Source organism: Streptomyces sp. ISL-11 (assembly GCF_018614525.1).
GTDB lineage: Bacteria > Actinomycetota > Actinomycetes > Streptomycetales > Streptomycetaceae > Streptomyces.
On sequence record NZ_JAGGOL010000027.1, the window covers coordinates 14,555 to 36,497 of the forward strand.

General features: G+C 72.7%; 25 protein-coding genes and 1 tRNA gene. 16 read left to right on the top strand and 10 right to left on the bottom strand.

Going from position 1 to position 21,943, the window contains the following annotated elements; translation table 11 throughout:
* Window positions 1-338: 338 nt before the first annotated feature.
* The 3 genes from J7E86_RS06970 (at window position 339) to J7E86_RS06980 (ending at window position 3,151) form a co-directional block, all read left to right on the top strand.
* A complete protein-coding gene (locus J7E86_RS06970; protein WP_215080736.1) occupies window positions 339-761 on the top strand; it encodes an Hsp20/alpha crystallin family protein in 423 nt (140 codons plus the stop codon).
* A gap of 122 nt (window positions 762-883) precedes the next feature.
* The gene (locus J7E86_RS06975) at window positions 884-1,279 is read left to right on the top strand and encodes a DUF2267 domain-containing protein (protein ID WP_215080629.1); all 396 of its coding nucleotides are present in this window, start codon (window positions 884-886) and stop codon (window positions 1,277-1,279) included.
* A gap of 228 nt (window positions 1,280-1,507) precedes the next feature.
* The gene (locus J7E86_RS06980; RefSeq protein ID WP_215080737.1) at window positions 1,508-3,151 is read left to right on the top strand and encodes a GAF domain-containing protein; all 1,644 of its coding nucleotides are present in this window, start codon (window positions 1,508-1,510) and stop codon (window positions 3,149-3,151) included.
* Window positions 3,152-3,165: 14 nt separating this feature from the next.
* On the opposite strand, the gene J7E86_RS06985 is transcribed toward J7E86_RS06980, so the two are convergent.
* On the bottom strand, window positions 3,166-3,888 hold the full coding sequence (locus J7E86_RS06985; RefSeq protein WP_215080630.1) for a response regulator transcription factor: 723 nt from the start codon (window positions 3,886-3,888) through the stop codon (window positions 3,166-3,168).
* Window positions 3,889-4,245: 357 nt separating this feature from the next.
* Between J7E86_RS06985 and J7E86_RS06990 the strand changes: the two genes are divergently transcribed.
* Complete coding sequence (locus J7E86_RS06990; protein ID WP_215080738.1) at window positions 4,246-5,487, top strand: globin domain-containing protein; 1,242 nt, start codon at window positions 4,246-4,248, stop codon at window positions 5,485-5,487.
* Window positions 5,488-5,690: 203 nt separating this feature from the next.
* Entirely contained in the window at window positions 5,691-5,897 is a 207-nt protein-coding gene (locus tag J7E86_RS06995) for a DUF5988 family protein (RefSeq protein WP_215080631.1), read from the top strand.
* A gap of 61 nt (window positions 5,898-5,958) precedes the next feature.
* Here the strand turns inward: J7E86_RS06995 and J7E86_RS07000 are convergent, their stop codons facing one another.
* Window positions 5,959-6,762 (bottom strand): maleylpyruvate isomerase family mycothiol-dependent enzyme, encoded by an 804-nt coding sequence (locus tag J7E86_RS07000; protein WP_308312503.1) that lies wholly within the window; start codon window positions 6,760-6,762, stop codon window positions 5,959-5,961.
* 55 nt (window positions 6,763-6,817) lie between these two features.
* On the bottom strand, window positions 6,818-7,615 hold the full coding sequence (locus J7E86_RS07005; protein ID WP_215080632.1) for a VOC family protein: 798 nt from the start codon (window positions 7,613-7,615) through the stop codon (window positions 6,818-6,820).
* A gap of 281 nt (window positions 7,616-7,896) precedes the next feature.
* Between J7E86_RS07005 and J7E86_RS07010 the strand changes: the two genes are divergently transcribed.
* On the top strand, window positions 7,897-8,484 hold the full coding sequence (locus J7E86_RS07010; protein WP_215080633.1) for an HhH-GPD-type base excision DNA repair protein: 588 nt from the start codon (window positions 7,897-7,899) through the stop codon (window positions 8,482-8,484).
* A gap of 13 nt (window positions 8,485-8,497) precedes the next feature.
* On the opposite strand, the gene J7E86_RS07015 is transcribed toward J7E86_RS07010, so the two are convergent.
* Window positions 8,498-9,196, bottom strand: coding sequence for a B3/4 domain-containing protein (locus J7E86_RS07015; RefSeq protein ID WP_215080634.1), 699 nt, complete (start codon window positions 9,194-9,196; stop codon window positions 8,498-8,500).
* A 127-nt stretch (window positions 9,197-9,323) separates the two neighbouring features.
* On the opposite strand from J7E86_RS07015, the gene J7E86_RS07020 reads away from it, so the two are divergent.
* From J7E86_RS07020 to J7E86_RS07030, 3 genes are all read left to right on the top strand, one after another.
* Window positions 9,324-9,929 (top strand): helix-turn-helix domain-containing protein, encoded by a 606-nt coding sequence (locus tag J7E86_RS07020; RefSeq protein ID WP_215080635.1) that lies wholly within the window; start codon window positions 9,324-9,326, stop codon window positions 9,927-9,929.
* A 197-nt stretch (window positions 9,930-10,126) separates the two neighbouring features.
* On the top strand, window positions 10,127-10,423 hold the full coding sequence (locus J7E86_RS07025) for a type II toxin-antitoxin system VapB family antitoxin (protein ID WP_003986294.1): 297 nt from the start codon (window positions 10,127-10,129) through the stop codon (window positions 10,421-10,423).
* A gap of 116 nt (window positions 10,424-10,539) precedes the next feature.
* Window positions 10,540-11,259: a LytR C-terminal domain-containing protein gene (locus J7E86_RS07030; RefSeq protein WP_215080636.1), complete on the top strand. Its 720-nt coding sequence runs from the start codon at window positions 10,540-10,542 to the stop codon at window positions 11,257-11,259.
* A gap of 79 nt (window positions 11,260-11,338) precedes the next feature.
* On the opposite strand, the gene upp is transcribed toward J7E86_RS07030, so the two are convergent.
* Entirely contained in the window at window positions 11,339-11,974 is a 636-nt protein-coding gene (gene upp, locus J7E86_RS07035) for a uracil phosphoribosyltransferase (RefSeq protein WP_215080637.1), read from the bottom strand.
* 202 nt (window positions 11,975-12,176) lie between these two features.
* Between upp and J7E86_RS07040 the strand changes: the two genes are divergently transcribed.
* From J7E86_RS07040 to J7E86_RS07060, 5 genes are all read left to right on the top strand, one after another.
* Window positions 12,177-12,416 (top strand): hypothetical protein, encoded by a 240-nt coding sequence (locus J7E86_RS07040; RefSeq protein ID WP_215080747.1) that lies wholly within the window; start codon window positions 12,177-12,179, stop codon window positions 12,414-12,416.
* A 174-nt stretch (window positions 12,417-12,590) separates the two neighbouring features.
* Complete coding sequence (locus tag J7E86_RS07045; protein ID WP_215080638.1) at window positions 12,591-13,115, top strand: hypothetical protein; 525 nt, start codon at window positions 12,591-12,593, stop codon at window positions 13,113-13,115.
* A 34-nt stretch (window positions 13,116-13,149) separates the two neighbouring features.
* Window positions 13,150-13,638, top strand: a complete 489-nt coding sequence (tadA, locus tag J7E86_RS07050; protein ID WP_215080639.1) for a tRNA adenosine(34) deaminase TadA — start codon at window positions 13,150-13,152, stop codon at window positions 13,636-13,638.
* Between the two features lie 79 nt (window positions 13,639-13,717).
* Window positions 13,718-13,804, top strand: a tRNA-Ser gene (locus tag J7E86_RS07055).
* Window positions 13,805-14,288: 484 nt separating this feature from the next.
* The gene (locus J7E86_RS07060; RefSeq protein WP_215080640.1) at window positions 14,289-14,819 is read left to right on the top strand and encodes a GNAT family N-acetyltransferase; all 531 of its coding nucleotides are present in this window, start codon (window positions 14,289-14,291) and stop codon (window positions 14,817-14,819) included.
* An 18-nt stretch (window positions 14,820-14,837) separates the two neighbouring features.
* Here the strand turns inward: J7E86_RS07060 and J7E86_RS07065 are convergent, their stop codons facing one another.
* Both J7E86_RS07065 and J7E86_RS07070 read right to left on the bottom strand, forming a co-directional pair.
* Window positions 14,838-15,938 carry a hypothetical protein gene (locus J7E86_RS07065; protein ID WP_215080641.1) on the bottom strand — a complete coding sequence of 367 codons (1,101 nt, stop codon included), beginning with the start codon at window positions 15,936-15,938 and terminating at the stop codon, window positions 14,838-14,840.
* A gap of 49 nt (window positions 15,939-15,987) precedes the next feature.
* Window positions 15,988-17,217 carry a helix-turn-helix domain-containing protein gene (locus J7E86_RS07070; protein WP_215080642.1) on the bottom strand — a complete coding sequence of 410 codons (1,230 nt, stop codon included), beginning with the start codon at window positions 17,215-17,217 and terminating at the stop codon, window positions 15,988-15,990.
* Between the two features lie 425 nt (window positions 17,218-17,642).
* Between J7E86_RS07070 and J7E86_RS07075 the strand changes: the two genes are divergently transcribed.
* Complete coding sequence (locus tag J7E86_RS07075; protein ID WP_215080643.1) at window positions 17,643-18,470, top strand: AfsR/SARP family transcriptional regulator; 828 nt, start codon at window positions 17,643-17,645, stop codon at window positions 18,468-18,470.
* Here the strand turns inward: J7E86_RS07075 and J7E86_RS07080 are convergent.
* On the bottom strand, window positions 18,362-19,177 hold the full coding sequence (locus tag J7E86_RS07080) for a thioesterase II family protein (protein WP_215080644.1): 816 nt from the start codon (window positions 19,175-19,177) through the stop codon (window positions 18,362-18,364). The genes J7E86_RS07075 and J7E86_RS07080 overlap by 109 nt on opposite strands.
* 6 nt (window positions 19,178-19,183) lie before the next feature.
* Window positions 19,184-20,482, bottom strand: a complete 1,299-nt coding sequence (locus tag J7E86_RS07085) for an MFS transporter (RefSeq protein ID WP_215080645.1) — start codon at window positions 20,480-20,482, stop codon at window positions 19,184-19,186.
* Window positions 20,483-20,578: 96 nt separating this feature from the next.
* Between J7E86_RS07085 and J7E86_RS07090 the strand changes: the two genes are divergently transcribed.
* Complete coding sequence (locus tag J7E86_RS07090; RefSeq protein WP_215080646.1) at window positions 20,579-21,139, top strand: ABATE domain-containing protein; 561 nt, start codon at window positions 20,579-20,581, stop codon at window positions 21,137-21,139.
* 272 nt (window positions 21,140-21,411) lie between these two features.
* Here J7E86_RS07090 and J7E86_RS07095 read toward each other — a convergent pair whose 3' ends face one another.
* On the bottom strand, window positions 21,412-21,939 hold the full coding sequence (locus tag J7E86_RS07095; RefSeq protein ID WP_215080647.1) for a flavin reductase family protein: 528 nt from the start codon (window positions 21,937-21,939) through the stop codon (window positions 21,412-21,414).
* Between the last annotated feature and the right edge of the window lie 4 nt (window positions 21,940-21,943).

Here is a 21,943-nt window from a genome sequence, read left to right on the forward strand (position 1 = left end):
CTTCTTGGGAACGCGTCGAGGGCCCCGGTGCCGAGCGGCACCGGGGCCCGAGGGTTACAACACCACGCGCCGGCATCCGGGCGCCGGCTCTCACACCGTTGGCTATGAGGAAAACCCTAACGACGCGCGGGCTCCATGTCTACCGTCATCGCAGTAGATTTTCCTCAGCAGAGGGAGCAGTTTCCAGCCTCTCCGCAGCTGCCGCGGGCCTGCGCACCTTCGGGCCTGCGGACCGCCGAGCCCGAGGTTGAGCGTGGGCTTGTCAACTTTGCTGCTGCGCGCTATATAGGCGGTATCGCCATGCGCATCCCTTATCCACGGGAAAGGAGTGACCGATGATGCTCATGCGAACCGACCCCTTCCGCGAGCTCGACCGGCTGACCCAGCAGGTGCTGGGGACGACGGCGCGGCCGGCGGCCATGCCGATGGACGCCTTCAGGGACGGTGACACCTTCGTCGTCGAGCTGGATCTGCCGGGCGTGGACCCGGAGACCATCGACCTGGACGTCGAGCGCAACGTGCTGACCGTCAGGGCCGAACGCCGTCCCGCCGCCGGGGAGAACGCCGAGGTGCTGATCTCGGAACGCCCGGCCGGAGCCTTCAGCCGTCAGCTCTTCCTCGGTGAGACCCTGGAGACCGAGCGCATCGACGCGGCGTACGAGGCCGGCGTGCTGAGGCTGCGCATCCCGGTCGCCGAACAGGCCAAGCCCCGCAAGATCACCATCACCGGCGGGGACCGGCGCAAGGAGATCCGCGGCTGAACCCGCCGGGGCGGGACCGGTGACGCTGCCCCTCCGGTCCCGCCCCGTCCGCCTCACCGGCGGGCCGTACGGTCCGCCGACGGGCAGCCTGCCGAAGGGGCAGCGCCCGAAGGAGGGCCGACATGGTGATGAAGTGGGACGCGTTCCTCTCCGCCGTCCGGGAACGCGGCCAGTACCCCTCCCCGCGGGAGGCCGAGCGGGCGGCCCGCGTCGTCCTCGCGCTCCTGGGCGCGCACCTGGTGGGCTCCGAGAAGGCCGAACTCGCCGCGCGGCTGCCGGAGGAGTGCGCGCTGGTGCTCCTCAACCCGCTGCCGGCCGCCGAGCCGCTCAGCACCCAGCGGTTCGTCCGGGCGACGGCGGCGTGGATCGAGGGAGCCACCGAGGAGACCGCGAAGTGGGACGTCGGCGCCGTGCTCAGCGTCGTGGCCGACGCCGCCGACGAGGACCTGCTGCGCCGCGTGATCCTCCAGCTCCCGCCCGACTACGACCTGCTCTTCGGCCACCCCGAGCCGATCTGACCGTCCGGGTCGCCGCGCGGCCTCCGGCGGCCACCCGCCGGTCGGTGGAGAGCGGAGCGGACACTCGAGGGCACCGGAGCGGACACCGAGGGGCCACCCACCGTCAGTGATCCCTGTCGTACGCTGCTGGGCAGGCAACGGGGCGCCCGGGGAGCAGTCATGTCCACATCCGAATCCGAACAGCACACACAGGGGACCCGGCGCCCGCAGTTACGCGAGCCGGACCGGATGCGCAGCCTCCTCGACGCCGTCATGAGCCTGGGCCACGGCCTGGAACTGCCGCAGGTGCTGCGCGGAATCGTCGAGGCGGCGGTGACGCTCACCGACGCCGAGTACGGGGCGCTCGGAGTGGTCGGCGACGGGCGGACGCTGTCGGAGTTCCTGCACGTCGGCATGGCGGACGAGCTCACGGCGCGGATCGGCCGCACGCCCTGCGGCCGGGGCATCCTCGGTGAACTCATCAGCCACCCCGCGCCGCTGCGGCTCACCGACCTCTCCCGGCACCCGCACAGCTACGGTTTCCCCGCCCACCACCCGCCGATGCGCACCTTCCTGGGCGTGCCGGTCCGGGTCCGCGACGAGGTGTTCGGCAATCTCTACCTCACCGAGAAGCGCGGCGGCGGCGCCTTCACCGAGGACGACGAGGCCGTGCTGACCACGCTGTCCATCGCGGCGGGCGTCGCCATCGACAACGCCCGGATGTACCACGAGAGCCGCCGCCGGGAGCGCTGGCTGGAGGCCCTCGGCGAGATCACCCGCAGCCTGCTGTCCGGCACCGACGCCGGCGAGGTGCTGCGCCTGATCGCCGAGCGCGCGATGGAGGTCGCGAGCGCCGATCACGCCGCCGTCCTGCTGCCCACCGCGCCGGCCTCGTCGGCCTCGACGGCCTCGCCGGAGAGGCTGACCGTGGACGTCGTCCACGGTCAGGGCCTCGGGCTCGCCGAGGGGATGGCCGTACCGTCCGAGGGCTCGCTCTCCGGCCTCGCCGCGCGGACGGGCCGGCCGGTCGCCAGCTCCGACGTACGGACCGATCCGCGCGCGTACCCCCTCGACGGGACCGAGGTCCGGGACGTCTGCGGCCCCGGCGTGGCCGTGCCGTTGCAGATCGACGCCGGGGCCTCCGGCGCCCTGCTGCTGAGCCGGCTGGCGGGCCGGCCGCCGTTCGACGAGACCGAGGTGAAGCTCATATCCGGCTTCGCCGACCAGGCGGCCATCGCCCTCGAACTCGCCGAGCGGCGCGCGGAGTCGGAGGAGCTGACCGTCCTGCACGACCGCGACCGCATTGCCCGCGACCTGCACGATCTCGCGATCCAGCGGCTGTTCGCCACGGGTATGACGCTGCAGAGCGCGACCCGGCTCATCGACCGGCCCGAGGCCGCCGAGCGCGTCGGCCGCGCGGTGAACGACCTGGACACCACCATTCGCATCATCCGTTCGACGATCTTCGGCCTGCGCACCACCGGCGACGCCACCGGCGCCCCGAGCCTGCGCCGCGACATGGCCGAGGCCGCCGGTGCGGCCGGCCGCACGCTCGGCTTCGCCCCGGCGCTGCGGATCGAGGGCCCGGTGGACACCAACGTCCCCGGCGAACTGGCCGAGCAGGTACTCGCGGTGACCGCCGAGGCGCTCAGCAACGCCGCCCGGCACGCCCACGCCCGGCGCGTGGACGTCGAGCTCACCGTGGACGGGCACGTCACGCTGACGGTGACCGACGACGGGGTGGGCGGCGCGGCGGACGGCGGGCGGCACACGGGCGGGCTCGCCAACATGCGCTCCCGCGCCGAGCTCCACGGCGGCGGCCTGACCGTCGAGTCCCCCGCGTCGGCCTCGGGCGGCACCCGGATCGTCTGGCGCGTGCCCCTGCCCGTATGACGGCGGCCGCCCGGTCAGGCGCTCCCCCGGCGGCCCCTCTGCTGCCGCACCCGTCCCGCGATCACCGCGGCCTGCACCCGGCGGCCCACGCCCAGCTTGGCCAGGATGGAGGAGATGCGGTTCTTGACCGTCTTCTCCGCCAGTCCCAGCCGGTCGGCTATCTGGCGGTTGGTCAGCCCCTCCCCGATCAGGTCCAGGATCTGCCGTTCCCGGGGTGAGAGCCGGTCGAGCTCGGAGCCGGGCGCCGCCTCACCGGGACCGGGCTTCTCCGGTCCGCGCAGCCGGGCCATCACCCGTGACGTCGTGCCCGGGTCCAGCGTCGACGCGCCGGTGGCGACCGTGCGGACCGCCGTCACCAGCTCCGAGCCGTTGATCTGCTTGAGCGCATAGCCGGCGGCGCCCGCCATGATGGCGTCGAACAGGGCCTCGTCGTCGTCGAAGGACGTGAGCATCAGACAGGCCAGCCCCGGCATGCGGGCCCGCAGCTCACGGCAGACCTCGATGCCCTCGTGGTCGCCGCCGTCGCCGGCCCGTTCCCCGAGCCGTACGTCGAGGACGGCGACGTGGGGGCGGGTGGCCGGTACGCGCGCGAGGGCTTCCCTGGCGTTGGCGGCCTCCCCCACCACCTCGATGTCCTGTTCCGCTTCGAGGAGGTCGCGCAGTCCTCGCCGCACGACCTCGTGGTCGTCGAGGATGAAGACGCGCAAGGGCGGTGCCGTGGAGGCGTATTGGTCCATACGGGCAGTATGTCCGGGCCCGGCGGAGCGGCAGGAGCGGGGCCACCCTTGTCAGGGTCCGCCCCGCCGGGGCCCGGACGGACCCCGGGACGCGCTGGGGCCGCGGGCCCAGCACACACCCGGCGCACGACCGCCGATAGGGCCGAACGGCCCTGGTGGGGAGGGCCGTTCGGGCCCGTCGGCCCGGTGCCATACTGGCGCCGCCCGTCCACCGGACGGGACCGGTGCGTCGTGCGGCCCGTTCGCCGGGCCCTCATCGGCACGCCGCTCCGGTACGACCCGCCGCGCCCCCGTGAGGAGCCGCCCACCGTGACTGTCGACGCCGCCTACCACGCGCTGCTCGCCCGGCACGACGCGATGCGGCTGCGCCGGCAGCTGCTGTCACCGGGCTCCTCCGGGGCCGCGGACGCGCCGGCCGCGATGCCGCCGGGCCACGACGGCGCCGCCGACCAGCTGATCATCACGCGTCACCTCGAACTCGTCATGCCTTTCGAGGATTTGATCGGCCACCTCTACGACGCGATGTTCACCCAGTGGCCCTTCCTGCGGTCGCTGTTCCCCGAGTCGATGGAGTTCCAGCGCCGGCACCTCGCCCAGGCGTTCCGCTACCTGATCGAGAACCTGCACCGTCCCGACGAGGTCACCGAGGTCTTCACCCGCCTCGGCCGCGACCACCGCAAGCTCGGGGTGCGGCCCGCGCACTTCAGGACGTTCGAGACCGCCCTGTGCAAGGCGCTGCGCCGCACGGCGGGCCCGCGCTGGAACGAGGAGATGGAGCGGGCCTGGCTGCGCATGCTGCGGTTCGCGGTGGCGGCCATGGTCGACGGTGCCGAGGCCGCGCTCGCCGAACCCCCGTCCTGGCGGGCCACCGTGACCGCGCACGAACGGCGGGGCCCGGACCTCGCCGTCCTGCGCGCCCGTACCCACGAGCCGTACCCCTACCGGGCCGGCCAGTACGCGTCCGTGGCCTCGCCCCTGCTGCCCCAGGCGTGGCGGCAGTACGTGATCGCCCGCGCGCCCCGCCCGGACGGCGAACTGGAGTTCCACGTGCGGCGGACGGGCACGGGCGGGGTGAGCGAGGCCCTCGTCGCGCACACCCGTCCCGGTGACACCCTGCACCTCGGCCCGGCGGGCGGGACGACGACGCTCGACGACGGCCTCGCCCGCGATCTGCTGCTGGTGGCGGGCGACACCGGGTGGGCCGCCGCCAAGGCGCTGCTGGAGGAGCTGGCCGGCCGCCGCACGGCCGGCCGGAGCGTGTGCCTCTTCCTCGGCGCCCGCGACCGGACCGGGCTGTACGACGCGGAGGCGGTGGCCGGGCTGGAGCGCCGCCGCCCGTGGCTGCGCGTGGTCCCGGTGCTCGGCCAAGGCCGTGGCGCGGACCGGTACGGGCCGCTGGCGGAGGCCGTGGAGCGGCACGGCGACTGGTCCGGGCACACCGCCTACGTCAGCGGCCCGCCCTCGATGGTCGGCGCCACGGTGGCCCGGCTCGCCGGCCGGCTCCTGCCGGCCGACCGCGTCCGCCACGACCCGCTGCCCGACACACGCGCCCCTTCCGTACGGGAGCTCGAACCGGCCGCCTTCCGGCGGCCGGGCTGAGCCCCTCACCGGCCTGGGCCCGCGCCGCGCACCCCCTTCACAGCGCGGCGCGGGCCCAGTGGGCGGCCGGCCGTCCGGCAACGGTCCGGCGGGATCCCGCGGAGGGACGTCTCCACCTCCCGGGTCCGCCGGCGGACGGCCGGCCTCCGCCCTGTCGGCGCGTCGGGCGGCCGTCGGGGACGTCCGGCGGGAAGACTGGGGCCATGAGCAGTGGTCCCAGAGCATTTCTTGAGGGCGGTCCGGACGACATGCCGCAGCGGATCGTCGAGATCACCCCGCCCGGGGTCGAGTTGAAGATCCCGTTCCGTGGTGGGTACGAGCACTTCAAGGCCACGTCACGCCATGCCGACACCGAGCAGGGGCGGTTGACCGTCTACGAGTGGTGGGAGCGGACGGAGATCGCCGAATAGCGGCGCGGGCGGGCCCGGATCGCGGTGCGGTCCGGGCCTTCGTCGCGTCCCGGGCCGTCGCTCACCTGCGCAGCCAGAAGCCGGCCCGCTCCACCCAGGAGTCGAACAGCCGGACGTCGCCGGAGACCACCGCCTCCGCCCCGGGCACCGGCGGCCGCCGGTACAGGAGCAGCAGCAGAGCGGTCAGCGGGCCCCGGACGGTGGCCGTGGCGCCCGTGACCTCTTCCCCGTCCGCGCGCCGGCAGACGACGGCGTCGCCGCCGAGGTCGACCAGCCACCCGGCGGCCGCGTCCGTGGCCCGCACACTCAGGCCGCGGCCGGGCCCGAGCAGCTCGCGCATCTTCTTCTGGCTCTCGAACGCCTGCGGCAGCGCGCTGAAGCCCATCCACTCGTCGACCGCGTCGGTGGCGGCGTCCACGGCGAGCGTGTACTCCGCGCCGGTGGCCGAGGCGGCGTCGGCCCGGTGGACGGCCGTCTCGTGCGCCATGCGGCGGGCCCAGAACGCCGGGGTGCCGCCCGGGGCCACCGTCCACACCCGGGCGCGGGGACCGGCGGCCCGCAGGGTGCCGGCCAGCCGGACGGCACCCTCGGCGAGCCAGGAGCCGAGCTCGTCGGGGTCCTCCTGGGCGAGGAAGGGCAGGTCGTCGACCTGGGTGTGGGGCAGGGGGCCGGTCGTCCGGGTCCGTACGACCGTCTCGGCCCAGCGGTGGGTGCCGCCGACGTGGCGCAGCAGCTGTCCCAGGTTCCAGCCGGGGCAGGAGGGCACGGGCGTCGTGACCGGGTCCACGCCCTTGACCTGCTCTCTCAACAGGTCGGTCTGGGCGATGATTTCGACGCAGTGGTGTTCGAGGCCGCGCATCGTCATGACGGTCACGGTAGACCGGCGGGCCCGGCCGGGACCACTGCCCCGGGCCGGTGGTTCAGGCCGCGTCCGTCATCTTCGGCATGTCGCCCTCCGTCGTGTTCATGTCGATCACGGAGAACGCCGCGCCCTGGGCGTCGGTCAGCGCCGCGAACCGGCCGAACGGGCTGCTCATCGGCCCGAACTTCAGCTCGCCGCCGAGCGCCTTCGCTTTTCCCACCGTCCCGTCGCAGTCGTCGACGGCGAAGAAGATGTTGATGTACGGCGGCATCTCGGGCGGGAAGTCCTCCGTCATCGCCATCCGCCCGAGGACGGTGTTCTCGCCGAGGTTGAAGACCGAGAAGTCGACGGTGTCGTCCTCCATGCGCTGCACCTTGTACGGGAAGACGGCGGGGAAGAAGGCGTCGGACTTCCCGGGGGCGCGGGTGAAGATCTCGGCCCAGCAGACGGAGCCGGGGATGCCGCGCGCCTCGAAGCCCTCGTGGGTGCCCGCCTGCCAGACGCCGAAGGCGACGCCGCCGGGATCCCGGGCGATCACCATCGAGCCGAAGTCACCGACCTGCATCGGTCCCATCAGCAGTTCGCCGTTGTTGGCGCGGATCTTCTCGGCGGTCGCGGCGGCGTCCGGCGAGGCGAAGTACAGGCACCAGGCCGACTGGGCCTCCTGCCCCGGCATGGGCGGGACGACGGCGGCCACCGCCTTGCCGTCCGCGTACGCCTGTGTGTAGTTGCCGAACTCCGAGGCGCTCTCGCCGAAGGTCCAGCCCAGTACGTCTCCGTAGAAGCGCTTGGCTCCCTCCAGGTCCGTGAACATCGCGTCGGCCCAGCACGGTGTGCCCTCTGGTTGCGCTGCCATGGCCCCGACCTCCTCCACATGGGTGAACAGTCCCTTTTGTCACGCTAGCCAGTCATCGGTCGCCGCGCGCGGGGGCCGACGGCCGCGTGACCCCTCGTGGGGATGCCGTCGGCCGGGAGTGACGAAAGGGGGCTCCCGGTAAACTCGCGCATTACGAGCAATGGAGACGGTGTGGCCGCCGAGAGCGAGAACCCTGCGGCCTGACGTGGGGTCAGGGTCAAGCGGGGGCCACCCCCGCGTGTGCGCGTGCCGCCCGCCCGCCGTGGGGTGATCATCGGAGGATGGACATCTCCCTTCGCCTCGCCCAGCAGCCGGAGGCCGACGAACTGCTCGGCCGCAGTGCGCTCGCGGCGCTGGTCGGCATGCTGCTGGACCAGCAGATCCCCATGGAGTGGGCGTTCGCCGGCCCGTACACGATCGCGCGGCGGATGGGCCGCGACGACCTGGACGCGCACGAGATCGCCGCCCACGACCCGGAGGCGTTCGCCGCCCTGCTGTCGGAGAAGCCCGCCGTGCACCGCTACCCCGGGGCGATGGCCAAGCGGGTCCAGCAGCTCTGCGGGTACCTCGTCGAGCACTACGGCGGCGACGCGAGCGCGGTGTGGAACGACGTCGCCACCGGCGCCGAGCTGCTGGACCGGCTGAAGGCGCTGCCCGGCTACGGCGAGCAGAAGGCCCGGATCTTCCTGGCGCTGCTGGGCAAGCGGCTCGGCGTCACGCCCGAGGGCTGGCGGGAGGCGGCCGGGGCGTACGGCGAGGAGGGCTCGTACCGCTCGGTCGCGGACATCACCGGGCCCGAGTCGCTCGCCAAGGTGCGGGCGCACAAGCAGGAGATGAAGCGGGCGGCCAAGGAGGCGAAGAAGGGCTGACCTCCTGGCCGGGTCAGCGGACCAGACGGGTCACCGCGCGCAGGCCGGGAGAGTGGTTGAGCAGCCGGTCGAGGAGGTCGTCGGCCGCCGCGTCGAGCGCCTCGAAGGGCATGGGGTCGAGCCGTTCGAGGAGGAAGAGGGCGCGGGTGGTCCCCTCGGTGATGCGGGTGCGGACGCACTGGCGGTGGTTCCAGCGGCGGCACGTGACGCCCAGGTCGTCGCGCCAGACGACCTCGCCGGGCTCGGGGTGCTCGACGGCCGGCGCGCCGTCGGCGACGGTGTCGAACGGCTCGGTGCCGTCCGCCCGGACCAGGCGCGGGACACCGGCGTACGCGTCCAGGTCCTCGCCCCCGATGGGGAGGCGGTGGGTGACGGAGACGGCGTTGTAGACGTCGACCAGCAGATTGACCTCGGGCAGACCGGCGGAGGCGCGGCGGAGCAGGGCCTCCGCACTGTTGCGGGTGCGGCCGGGCTTGGCGCCGAAGGCGGTGTACGCCTGCCGCCAGGCGGCGACGTGCGGCTCGGCGGTGACGTCGCCGAGGTCGGCGGCGGTCGCGGCGGCGTCCTTGAGCAGCCCGCGCGACCAGGCGTCCGTCGGAGCGCCCGGCAGGCCGTCGGCCGCGATCACCAGGACGGCGAAGTCGGGGCGCAGCGCGCGGACCTCCGCGTCGATGCGCACGCTCTCGGCCACCTCGTCGAGATCCATGGACATGGGCACCCACTCCTTCGGTCGCGCCGGCCGGTCCGGCCGCCCCGGTCACTGCGGTCGTTCCAGTGGAATCGACGGTAACATCGAACGACCGGAGTCGGCGATCAGCAGGGACAGGCGGGCGGAACACATGAACGACGGCACGGCGGGCCTGCCGGGCGGCGGGCCGGCGGCGGCGGACGACCGGTCCGTGATGGAGGCCGTCGCCGCCCGGACCCGCGCCCTGCGCAAGGAGCGCGGCTGGAGCCTGGACGCGCTGGCCGCCCGCGCGCACGTCAGCAAGGGCATGCTCGTCGCGCTGGAGAACGGGCGCTCCAACCCCAACCTCGCCACTCTCATCCGCCTCTGCGACGCCTTCGCCGTGCCCCTGACCGACCTGCTCCAGCAACCCGCCGCGCCCCTCCTCCAGCCCTCGCCGCCCGAGGAGCAACCGGTGCTGTGGCACGGGCCCGCCGGCGGTACGGGCACCCTGCTGACCGGCGCCGCGCAGCCGGTGGGCGCCGAGCTGTGGCACTGGCACCTCGCCCCCGGCGAGGAGCACCGCAGCGAGGCGCACGTCGCGGGCACGGTGGAGCTGCTGCACGTCCTGCGCGGCACGCTCACCGTCACCGCCGGCGGCCAGGAGGCCGTCCTGCCGCGCGGGCACGGCCTGCGCATGGCGGGCGACCTTCCGCACGGCTACGCCAACCGCACCGGCTCACCGGTCGAGTACACGGGCGTGGTCCTCGTGCCGTGAGGCGCGGGCCCCGCGGGCCGCGGTCCACAGCCTGTGCACGGGCGGGCGGCACCGTCGCGAAACCGGCCGGCAGGCTCGCCCGGACGGCGGGAAACGGCTCCGGAGGCCCGCACCGCTCCCGGTATGCGGTTGATTGTCGCCTTCGCGCTCCCGCGCCGTGGCTGCGCTCGGAGCCGGTTGCCCGGTAGGCTTTCCGTGTGATCTTCAAGCGCATCGGAAACGGGCGGCCGTACCCCGACCACGGCCGGGAGAGCACCCGGCAGTGGGCGGACGTCGCCCCCCGCCCGGTGCGGCTCGACCAGTTGGTGACCACCAAGCAGCAGCTCGACCTGGAGACCCTCCTGGCCGAGGACTCGACGTTCTACGGCGACCTCTTCGCCCACGTCGTGAAGTGGCAGGGCGACCTCTATCTGGAGGACGGCCTGCACCGCGCGGTGCGCGCCGCGCTCCAGCAGCGCCAGGTGCTGCACGCACGCGTGCTCGAACTGGGCTGACCGCCTGCGGACTCATGTGGTCCGTTCGCGACCGCTGTTCGGCCTTTCGGGTTGGGGCGCGCGAACCCATTGATCATTTAGTAGGCAGCGGGTCCGCCCGGCACTACGCTGCGCCCATGAGCATGCTCACCCCTCCCGGCATGGGCGGAAAGTACCGCATCAGGGGCAATCGTTTCCCGCACATGCGCCGCCCCAGAAACCGCCGCAGGATCGTGCTCGCCGTGGTGTCCGCGTCCGCCGCGCTCGCGCTGGCCGGGTGGGGCACGATCCAGCTCGTCGACGTCTTCTCCGGAGGCAGCGCCGAGGAGACGATGCAGGCGGCGCACGGCAAGGGCGCGAAGGGCACCAAGAGCGGCCAGGGCGACTGCAAGGCCGTGCCCGCGGCACTGCCCAGGCCCGACGAGATCACCGTCAACATCTACAACGCCACACCGCGCGGCGGCCTCGCCAAGACCACCGCCGACGAGCTCACCAAGCGGGGCTTCAAGATCGGGAAGGTGGGCAACGCCCCGGCTCTCTACGACAAGAAGGTCGAGGGCACCGCGCTGCTGCTGGGCGCGCCGGAGGCCACCGAAGGGGCGCTGAGGGTCCTGGGCACCCAGGTCGCCGGCACCGAGCTCAAGAACGACCAGCGGACGGGCAAGGACATCGACCTGATCCTCGGCACGGAGTTCAAGGAACTCTCGCCGAGGCCGGACGCGGACCGCGCGCTGACGGAAGCGGGCGGTCAGCCGGCGCCGGAGAAACGCGAGGAGAAGCCTTCGCAGACGCCCTCGCCGTCGCCCGAGGAGAAGCAGCAGGAGAAGAAGCCGGAGCCGCCGCCGGCGAAGTGCTGACGCCGACCGGCGGATGGGCTTGATTGCGGCTGAGCTCAGCCGCAATCAAGCCCGGCCTCACGGCCGTACGGCGCGGTGTTCAGCCCGCCGTGCCGTACATGCGGTCACCCGCGTCGCCGAGGCCCGGCACGATGTAGCCGTTCTCGTTCAGCCGCTCGTCCACGGAGGCGGTGACGACGGTCACCGGGGCGCCCGCGAGCTCGCGCTCCATGACCTCGACGCCCTCCGGGGCGGCCAGCAGGCAGATCGCGGTGACGTCGTCCGCGCCGCGCTTGATCAGCTCGTTGATCGCCGCGACGAGCGTGCCGCCAGTGGCGAGCATCGGGTCCAGGACGTAGACCTGGCGGCCCGAGAGGTCCTCCGGCATGCGCGTCGCGTAGGTCTCCGCCTGGAGGGTCTCCTCGTTGCGGATCATGCCGAGGAAGCCGACCTCGGCCGTCGGCAGCAGCCGGACCATGCCGTCGAGCATGCCGAGCCCGGCGCGCAGGATCGGCACCACCAGCGGGCGCGGGTGGGACAGCTTGACACCGGTGGTCGCCGTGACCGGGGACTCGATGTCGACCTGCTCGGTGCGCACGTCGCGCGTCGCCTCGTACGCGAGCAGGGTGACCAGCTCGTCCGAGAGACGACGGAAGGTGGGGGAGTCGGTGCGCTTGTCGCGCAGCGTGGTGAGCTTGTGCGCCACCAGGGGGTGGTCGACGACGTGGATCCGCATGACATCGACATTAACCGAGCTTTCGGGCACCAGCTCCCGCGCGGTCGCCGCGGACCGCCGCCCGCGCGCCACCGGAAGGCCCCGGGAGAGTCTGCCGCCGCACTGGCATCAAACCACCACTTAGGGGGAAAGTGGGCACGTACGCCCGGTGTGGAGGCCATCAGCGGCCGGGCGAGGACCTCGGCACGAGGTGGTGCTGCCCATGACCGACCGCGGGACCCACGACAATCCGGACCCGACGGACCCCACGGAACCCGCCGCCCCGGGGGGCCGGGCCGGCGACGCCGCGGGGGCGGAGGGCGAGTCGGAGCGCCGGCGCAGACGCGCCCAGTTCCTGCGCGAGCTCAACGAGGCGAAGGAACTCCGGGACCGGGTGCAGCCGCGCCGGGCCCGGGCCGCCCGGATGCGCCAACAGATGCGGATGCGCACCTTCCGTTGGTGACACGCCCGCCCGCGTGACGCCCGTACGGACCCCACGTGAGGCACATCTCTTCGGACTGCCCCACGACGCAGCGCGGAAGACCTCTCGCGACGGCGAGGTTTCTGCCACGATTCCGAGTGGGCGGGGTGGTCCCCGTCCGGCCCGGCACCGCCTATGACCAGTGGGAGAGTCACGGTGTACTTCGCCGCACTGCTCGCGCGCACCGAAGACGGGTGGCAAGCGAGCGACACAGAACTCGACAACGTGGAAACCCTGTCCGACCTCGCCGACCTGGCCCGCGACGCCGCGGTCGACGACGACACGGTCCTGGTGCTCATCGAGCAGGAAGAATCCTGGTTCGGTGTGGTCCGGGTGGACGGCGAGGACGATCCCCGCGTCTACCTCTCGCACGCCGCCTTTGCCAGCCGCAACGCCTACGGCGCGATGCTGGCCGATGAGCTGCTCGGCCGCGAGAGCGAAAGCGGCCTGGAGAGCCTGCCGGACCTCGACGGCACGGAGGACGGCGAACCGGAGGCCGACGAGGACGAGGACGACGCGTCGGCGGCCGCCGAGGTCGTACCGGCCGGGCCGCTGGGCGACAGCGAGGTCCTGGCGGACCTCGGCGTCGGCGAGCGGGAGCTGCTCCTGCTCACCGGGGACGCGCTGAGCTCCATCGCGGACCGGCTCGGCTGCACCGAGGTCCTGGAGGCCGTCCGCTGACGTCCGGCCGGGCGCGCTCGCGCACACTGGTGCGATGAACGAAGCCGTCCCCGCGCCCCTGCCCGACCCCGTACGGGATCCCTGGCGGGGCCCGATGCGCGCCGCCCTGGCGGAGGCCGTACGGGCCCCGGACACCGGCGACGTACCGGTCGGCGCGGTCGTGCTGGGCCCGGACGGCTCCGTCATCGGCCGCGGCCGCAACGAACGCGAAGCCACCGGCGACCCGACCGGGCACGCCGAGGTCCTCGCCATCCGGGACGCCGCGCGGGCCGTCGGCGAGTGGCGGCTGACCGGGTGCACGCTCGTCGTGACGCTGGAGCCGTGCACGATGTGCGCGGGCGCGATCGTCCTCTCCCGCCTGGACCGCGTCGTCTACGGCGCGGTCGACGAGAAGGCGGGCGCCGCCGGCTCCCTCTGGGACGTCGTCCGCGACCGCCGCCTCAACCACCGCCCCGAGGTCGTCCAGGGCGTCCTCGCCGAGGAGTGCTCGGCCCTCCTCACCGACTTCTTCCGCACCCGCTGAGCCGCTGCGCGGGAACCGATCAGCCGCTCCGCGGGAACCGATTTCAGAGCATGGCCAAACGTCCGCTAAGCTCTCTCTCGGTAGCGTGTCCGAGCGGCCTAAGGAGCACGCCTCGAAAGCGTGTGTGGGGGCAACTCCACCGTGGGTTCAAATCCCACCGCTACCGCTTCAGGAGAACCGCCTCCGATCCATGGAAACATGGATCGGAGGCGGTTTTTCGTTGAGGAGTCGGCGGATCACTTCCGCGACCTGATGAGAGCAGCCTCGCGTCGTGCGGATCCGCGCCTGCCCAAGGCCGCGCGTCGCCGATCTTCCGGTACCCCCACGCTCGATACGCGGCCACGGCCGCCTCGCTGTCAGGGTGGACGTCGAGCAGGACCCACTCGGCCTCGGTGCCGCCATCCGCGCAGACGCCACCACCCGGGCCGCCCGCCTTGCCGATACCGGTGCTCCCGCCCTGCTCACCGCCGACGTCAGGGCCCGGCCATTGGCCCGGCTGTGGCGCGTAGCGGCGGCCCGTGCCGGCTTCGGGCCACGCCACACGATTCCTACGGGCCCGCCGCTTCGGCGACTCGGCAGTGCCCACCCGCTTCCACTGCTCGCCACCGGGTACAGCGACCAGGAGAAACAGGAGAAAGGAGAGGCGCCCCATGCCGTTGGAGCTGCGCCACTACCGCCCCGGCGACATCGACACGATCAGGACGCTCCTGCTCGACATCCACGATGACGCATACGCCGACAGCCCCGGCGAGTTCAATACGCGTGCGCGCTTCGCGACGTTCGTGGACTACTGGTCCTCCCTGCCCGGGCGGGCATGCACCATTGGTTACGACGGCGACACAGCAGTGGGATACGCCTACGGTGCCCCGTTGGCCAAGGACACCACGTGGTGGTCCAAGGTCACCCCGGCCCTGGACGAGGCGTTCGTCCGCGAGGACGGAACCAGGACGTTCGCCCTTTCGGAGATCATGGTTCTGACCAGCCGCCGCAAGACGGGCGCCGCAGAGGCCGTCCATGCAGCGCTGCTCGCCGGCCGCCCCGAGGAACGGGTCACCCTCCTCGTGGATTCCGCTCACCCTCGCGTGCGCGCGCTGTACGAGCGGTGGGGGTACAGGCACCTCGGGCGGATGCACCCATTCCCTGACGCGCCCGTCTTCGACTCCATGCTGCGAACCCTCTGACCCGAAGGCCGAAGGGGTTCACGCCACCGCTTTCGTCCGGCGTGCGCGCAGTAGTTCGCGGGCCAGGGCGCCGCCGCGATGGGCCGCCTCGATGGCCGCATCAGTGCCCCCTCCGGCTTCGGCCTCGTCGCAGCGGCATGTGCCGCACAGCGTTTCGTCACCCACCGGGCGGAACAAGCGCGGTTGTACGTGGTCACCGGCGCACTCGCGCATGTCGGCCACGCGTGGCGCGTCATGGGCTTCGAACGGGCTTCGGGCTGCCGCCCGTTGTTTGGCGAAGGTCGGAGCCGCGGGGCGCTTGCGGGTCAGGCGGTCACGGATCAGGCCCGCTGGGGAGAGCACCTGCTCGGGAAGCCACTGGGTCAGCGCTTCCCGGATGTCCGCCACCGTGGCGCCGCGCTGCAACCAGTCCCCCGCGAGGGGCGCCAGGGCTCGTACCTCCCGGCCCGACAGGCGTAAGCGCGGTTCGGCGTGCGAGACGGCCGCCAGTGCCTGTCCGCCTCGTTCCAGCAGCGGCGCGGGCACCGTTCCGGCCGCTGCCGGGGAAGCGGGTGCCCGCTTGCCCTCCCGTCCTCGATCGGCGGGCCGGTCCGGGGAGGGAGGGTTGTCGTTGTTCTCTTCCGTGTTCTTAAGGGGACGGCCGACGGACCGGCCCTTCGGTTCACCGGCGGCCGGAAACCGGGGACTCGGTCGGCCGTCGCGCGCCGAGGCCGCTTCCGCCGGTGTGAGCGGGACGTTGCTGATCATCTGCTGGGTGGACCAGCGGCCTTCGTCGTTCTGCCGTCTCCACTCGTGGAGGAAGCCCTCGGCCACCAGTTGACGCTTGGCCCGGGTGAACGCGCACTTTCCGATGCCCGCCCGCCTCGCGGTGTCGGAGAGTGCTTCCAGCGCCTCGTCCGCCATCGACAGGGCCCAGGTCAGCAGACGCACCGCATCCGACGACAGACGGGGATGGCGGATGATTTCGTTCGGCACCTGCGAGTAGAAACGCGCAGGGGGGATAGCATGCTTGAGCATCTCGGGGAAGCCTTGTTCCTCGTGGTGAAGACCCCCGGGTGGTGTTCCAGCACCTCCGGGGGTCGCTTCGTTTTTAGGACGAAGCGGCCTGACGCCTCGCACCGTATCCCATGGTCCAGGCCCCGGTCTTGCCTTGGCCCAAGCTCCAACCTCACCCCGCCGTACGGGTTTTCGCGAGGGTTTCCGCCAGGACGCGCCAGATCTCCGCCGCCAGGTCCATGTTGCCCGCCTCCTGGGCGTGTTGGGCGAGGCTCAGGAGGCGGGTGGTGCCGGTGTCGGTGTGGCCTTCGATGATCAGGAGGCGGTTGTGCAGGCTCGCCAGGCGGGCCCGGGCGCGGTAGTTGAGGTGGAGGTCGCCACCGCTGAGGCGTTCGCACAGGACGCGGGCCTGCGCGGTCCTGCCCTCGTGGAAGGCCAGGTGCGCCTGGAGCGCCGTCAGCTCCTGGTGGAGGTCCGGCGTGCCGACGAGGGCGACGGCGTGCTCGACCTCCGCCAGGCGGGTGCGGGCGGCCGTCACGTCCGGCGGGGACAGGCGCAGGTACAGCGAGCCCGCGGCGAGCCTGAGGCGCACCCAGGCCAGGAGGTCGGCCCGGCTCTCCAGCCGGGCCAGGGCCTGTTCCAGGAGCTCCCGGGCCGCCGCGTGATCGCCCTGGCGGACGCGGACGGCCGCGGCCGTCGAGAGCGCCTCGGCGCGCAGCGTGTCGGTCTGGTCCTTGGCCAGGGCGCACAGTTCGTCCGCGTGGTCGCCCGCGTCGCGCAGCCGGCCGGCCTCGACCTCGACCGGGACGAGGGCGAGCAGTGCCAGGACGGCGTCGCGCTCGGTGAGCCGGTGCTCCTGGGACAGGGCGTGGGCGGTCGCCGCGCACTCCGCCGCCCGGGCGACCTCGCCGAGCGCGCACAGGCAGGTGGCCAGCCGGGTGAGGGCCCGTACCTGAAGCTCCGTCAGGCCGACGTCGTCCCCGAGCGCGACGAGCTGTTCCAGGCAGTCCCGTTCGGCGGCCCGGTCGCCGCGCCGCCCCTTCACCTCCGCGAGCAGCCAGAGCGCCTGCCAGCGCAGCGCGGGGTCCTCCTCGCGGCTGCGCGGCAGGACGCCGGCGAGGGCCTCGACGGCCTCGTCCGAGCCCGCCGAGGCGGCGATGGTCAGCGCCTGGGCCAGCGAACCGCCCGGGGAGGGGCGGAAGGGCTCGTCGAAGACGGAGGCCGGGACGCCCAACCGCTCGGCGAGATAGGCCGCGGCGCGCTCCGTGGGCTGGCGCTCCGCCGACTCCAGGCGCGACACGTACCCGGTCGACATGCCGTCACCGGCGAGCTTGGCCTGCGAGAGGCCGCGCTCCGCCCTCAGAGTCTTGAGCCGGCGCCCGAAGAACGGCTGTTCCAGCATCGATGCATCCCAGCGGTTGGACGGATGGAGGGGGCTCGCGCCCTGGCCGATCAGCGCTCCAGCCGATCGGTCCCCTCTTGGCAATGGGTTGCCTGCATTGTCGACGCCATTGCCAAAAGAAAGCGGAATTACGAATTCACTAGTCAAGCACTCAGGCAAACCGTTGCCAAGCTGTGACCGCTTGGCCTAGTCTTACGACAACTCGAACCTGTGACTGAACGGAACTACTGCGTCCTCATGACGAGGACGTCATCTTCGCTTCTCTCTCACAGCCCGAAAGGCGGCACCATGTCCGCGTCATCGGCACGTTCCAGAAACCCCGGCCCAGGCTCCTCCTCAATTCTCCCCGGGGAAGCTTCGGAAAGCATATACACCCCCCTTCGCACCGCGCAGGCCGATCGATGAAATTCGGTGTGCTCGGCCCTTTGGCAACGCTGGAACACGGTTCTCCGCAGCTTCCGTCCGCACCTAAGACCCGCCAGCTCCTCGCATTGTTCCTGTTCAATGCCAACGCGCCGGTATCCGTATCCCAGTGCATCGAGGAGTTGTGGGGCGAGGACGCACCGCCCACGGCTCTGCAGAGCATTCACACGCGAGTACTCCAGATCCGGAAGTTTCTCGCGAATTCCCTCACCCCACGCGAGGCCAAGCGCGTCCTGGTCACCGGGAACCACAGCTATACGCTCCGGATCGGACCGGGCGAGCTGGACCTGCACGACCTGGAGCGGCAGGTGCGCGGTGCCCGCCGGGCCGAGGCCGCGGCCGACGACCGCGCCCTGTCGCTGATCCTGCGGGACGCGCTCGACCTCTGGCACGGCCCGGTGCTCGCCGACGTCTCCCCCGGCCTGCGGCTCCAGCCGCACGTCACGCGGCTGGAGGAACAGCGGCTCACGCTCCGGGAGAAGTGCATCGACGCCGAACTGCGGCTCGGCCTGCACCAGGAGCTGCTCCACGAACTGAGCAGCCTGATCGTGCAATACCCGACGCATGAGAATTTCCAGGCGCAGCACATGCTCGCGCTCTATCGCTCGGGACGGGTCGCGCAGGCCCTGGAGTGCTATCGGACGCTGCGGGAACGGCTCGTGAGCGAAGTGGGTATCGAGCCGTCGCTGCCACTCCGCGCATTGCAGGCGGAGATTCTGTCTCAGTCGGCCGGCGATGAGTCCGCGCTCGATTCTCCCGAATGGTTTCCGGGATTCTCCAGGAGCCTGGCGACGGCGCGTACGAGATCGCCTTCGTTGTCCTGCAAGTAGAAGTGCCCGCCGGGGAAGGAGGTGATGGTCGCGGGCCGGGACGAATAGCGCGCCCATTCCTCGAAACGGCCGGCAACCGCGTCGTCGTCCGCCACTCCGTGATATCCGGTCAGCGGGCAGTCCAGTCGCTGTTCCGCGGTGCCGGCGCCGGTGAGCCGGTAGGTCTCGATGAGGCGGTAATCGGCGCGGATGGCGGGCATCAGGAGTTCCCGGAATTCCGGGTGCCCGAGGATGGCGCTGTCCCCGGCGCCCGCCTCGACGACCGCCTCCGCCAGGACCTCGTCCGCTTCGAGGTGGAGGGTGCCCTGGCCCAGGCGGTGCGGCGGGGCGATGCCGGACACGATCAGGTGCGCGAGCCGGACGCCGTGCTCCCGTTCCAGCAGCCGGGCCGTCTCGTAGGCGATGGTCGCGCCCATGCTGTGCCCGAAGAGCACCAGCGGCCGGTCGGCCAGCGTGGCGAGGACGGCGGCCAGTTCGCGGGCCATGCCGGCCATGTCGGTGATGCAGCGTTCGGCGATCCTCTCCTGGCGTCCGGGGTAGCAGACGGCGAGGACCTCGGTGTCCGGGGAGAGGTGGTCCGGCCAGTCGCGGAAGAACGTCGGCGCTCCCCCGGCGTGCGGCAGGCAGACCAGTCTCGTCCGGGCGTCGGGGTTCCGGCTGTAGGGCCGCAGCCACAGCTCCCGGCGCGACTCCTGGGTGATTTCCATGCGGTCTCAGGCCCTTCGGTTCTCGGTCGCCGGCCGGTCCGGGTGCAGCGACCGCGTGGGGAGGTAGCGGAAGAACGGCAGCACGATCGCGGCGGTGATCACGGCGAAGACCGCGAAGGTGGCCCGCATGCCGAACCACTGGGCCAGCACACCGGCGAGCGCGGAGCCGACGGGCATCGCTCCCCAGCTGAAGAGGCGGGCGGCGGCGTTGTAGCGGCCCAGCAGCGCGTCGGGGACCAGGGACTGGCTGATCGTGCGGGAGTTGACCGTCCACAGCACGCCGCCCATGCCGCCGGCGAAGGCCGCCACGGCCACCAGCGGCACGGAGGTGGTGACGACGGGCACGGCGACCATGGCGAACGTGCCGAGGATGTCGGCGAAGAGCGCCCAGCGCCGGCCGAGCAGCCGGTTGATCCGGCCGACCAGCAGGGCTCCGGCGACCCCGCCGAGCCCGAGCGCGCTCAGCAGCAGCCCGTACTCACCCGAGCTCGCGCCCATCAGCTTGGTGGCCGCGAGCGGGATCAGGGCGAGCCAGGCGCCCCAGCACGCGCACAGGACCGTCAGGGCCAGCGCCATGAACCGCAGGATCGGCTGCCGCCAGAGGAAGGTCAGACCCTGCCGGATCTCCTGGTGGACCGAGGCCCGCGGGGTCTCCGGGGCGCTCGGGCGGAACCGGCCGATCAGCAGGACGAGCATGAGCGCGCCGGCCGCGTAGGCGGCACCCGTGGTGCCCAGTGCGAGGGCGGCGCCGGCCGCCAGGAGCAGCCCTCCGACGAGCGGCCCGGCGAATTCGTTGCAGACGGTCTCGGCGCCGGCGACCCAGGCGTTGGCCCGCTCCCGGCCCTCCTCCGGCACGGCGGTCGGCACGAGCGACGTCGCCGCCGTGAGCGCGACGACCTCCGCGACGCCGAGCACCAGGCCGCAGCCGTACAGCAGCGGGATGCTGATGCCGTCGGCCGCCATGGCGGCCAGCAGGACGAGGACCGAGGCCGTACGGACGCCGTCGGCGAGCCAGAGCAGCCGCCGCCGGTCGAAGCGGTCGACGAGGACGCCGACGTAGAGGGAGACCAGCAGCCACGGCAGGGTCAGGGTGACGGCCACGCCGGAGACCTGGAGGGGCGAGTCGGTCACGCGGGTCGCGAGCAGGGGCAGCACCACCTTGGTGACGCCGTCCGCCAGGTTGGTCAGGGCGGTGAACGCCACGAGCACATAGGTGTTGCGCGCGCCCCGGGAGGACGGTCCGGATAAGGACGCGGTCCCGACGTCCGGCGCTCGCTCGCTCGACAGCGCGCCGTCGGTTGTCATCACGGTCTCCGTTCCTGCCTGCCCCGCCGTCGCGGGGCGTGGCGCTACGATATAACCAGCAAAGCACGTTAGCCAGTGTGAGATGGAGGAATTGCCGTGGATCTCTCCGGGCAGGGCGAGCTGGTGCTGAAGTTCGTCAACACCGTCGACGTCGAGGACGGGACCGACGAGCTGGGCACCCCGGACGGCCTCGCCGCCTGGCTGACGTCGGTGGGACTGCTGGCCGCCCCGGTCGGCGTCACCGCGGGCGAGCTCGCCCTGGCCACCACCGTGCGGGCGGGCCTGCGGGAGGCGCTGGGGGTCTCGGTCGGGGTGGAGCCCGACCCGGAGGCCGTGCGCGCGGCGAACGACGCCCTGCGCGGGCTGCCCCTCCAGGTCAGCATCGGGCTGCCCGGGGCCGGCGGCCGGCCGCTGACCGGCGGGCCGGGCCTCGATCCGGTGCGGCACGCGCTCGCGGCCGTGGCCGTCGCCTGGGCCGAGCTGGTCGGCACGGGCGAGAACGCGCGGCTCAAGCGGTGCCCGGAGTCGACGTGCGGGTGGTGCTTCTGGGATGGGACGAAGAATCGGAATCGGCGGTGGTGCTCTATGCGGGTGTGCGGTAACCGTGCCAAGACTCGGGCCTATGCGGAGCGGCGGCGGCCTGCCGTGCGCCCGTAGGGCGTGTTTGGTGGGTCTTCGGCTTGCCGCTTGCGGCGGCGAGCGCGCTTGATTACGGCGGGATTTCGGCCGCGGGCCGTCCTTGCCGCCTGCGGCGGCGGGCGCCCTGCGGGCGCGTCCTCAAACGCCGGACGGGCTTGATTACGGCGGGACTTCGGCCGCGGGTCGTCCTTGCCGCCTGCGGCGGCCAGCGCCCTGCGGGCGCGTCCTCAAACGCCGGACGGGCTTGAATTCGCTGAGCTCAGCCGCCATCAGCCCGTCCGGCGCCGCCCTCACTCCGCCAGGCGGTGTCCCCCCAGGCGGTGTCCCGCCCTGCGGTAGAGGACCAGAGGCTCCCCGTCGTCCGTGGCTCCGGCGGACACCACGGCGCCGACCAGCAGCGTGTGGTCCAGCAGCGGCACCGTGTGCGTCACGTCGCACACCACGCTCGCCACCGCCTCCGCCAGCACCGGCGCGCCGTGCCTCGGACCGAAGTCGACGCCGTCGAACCGGTGCGCCGCCCCGGCCGTCGCGAACTGCTCGACCAGGTGGCCCAGATGGGCCGGCAGGACGTTGACGGCGAACGTGCCCGCCGCGACGATCCGCCGCAGGGTGCCGCTGCCGCTGTTCAGGGAGACCGCCATGCTCGGCGGCCGGTCCGTCAGCGACACGACGGCCGTCGCGGTGCAGCCGGCCGGGCCGTCCTCGTCGTAGGCGGTCACCACGGTCACACAGGCGGGAAACCGCGTCATGACCTCCCGGAAGTCGTCCCGGGACACGCCGCGGCGCTCGGCGACCGCCGTCGGCAGATGCGCTGACATGCTG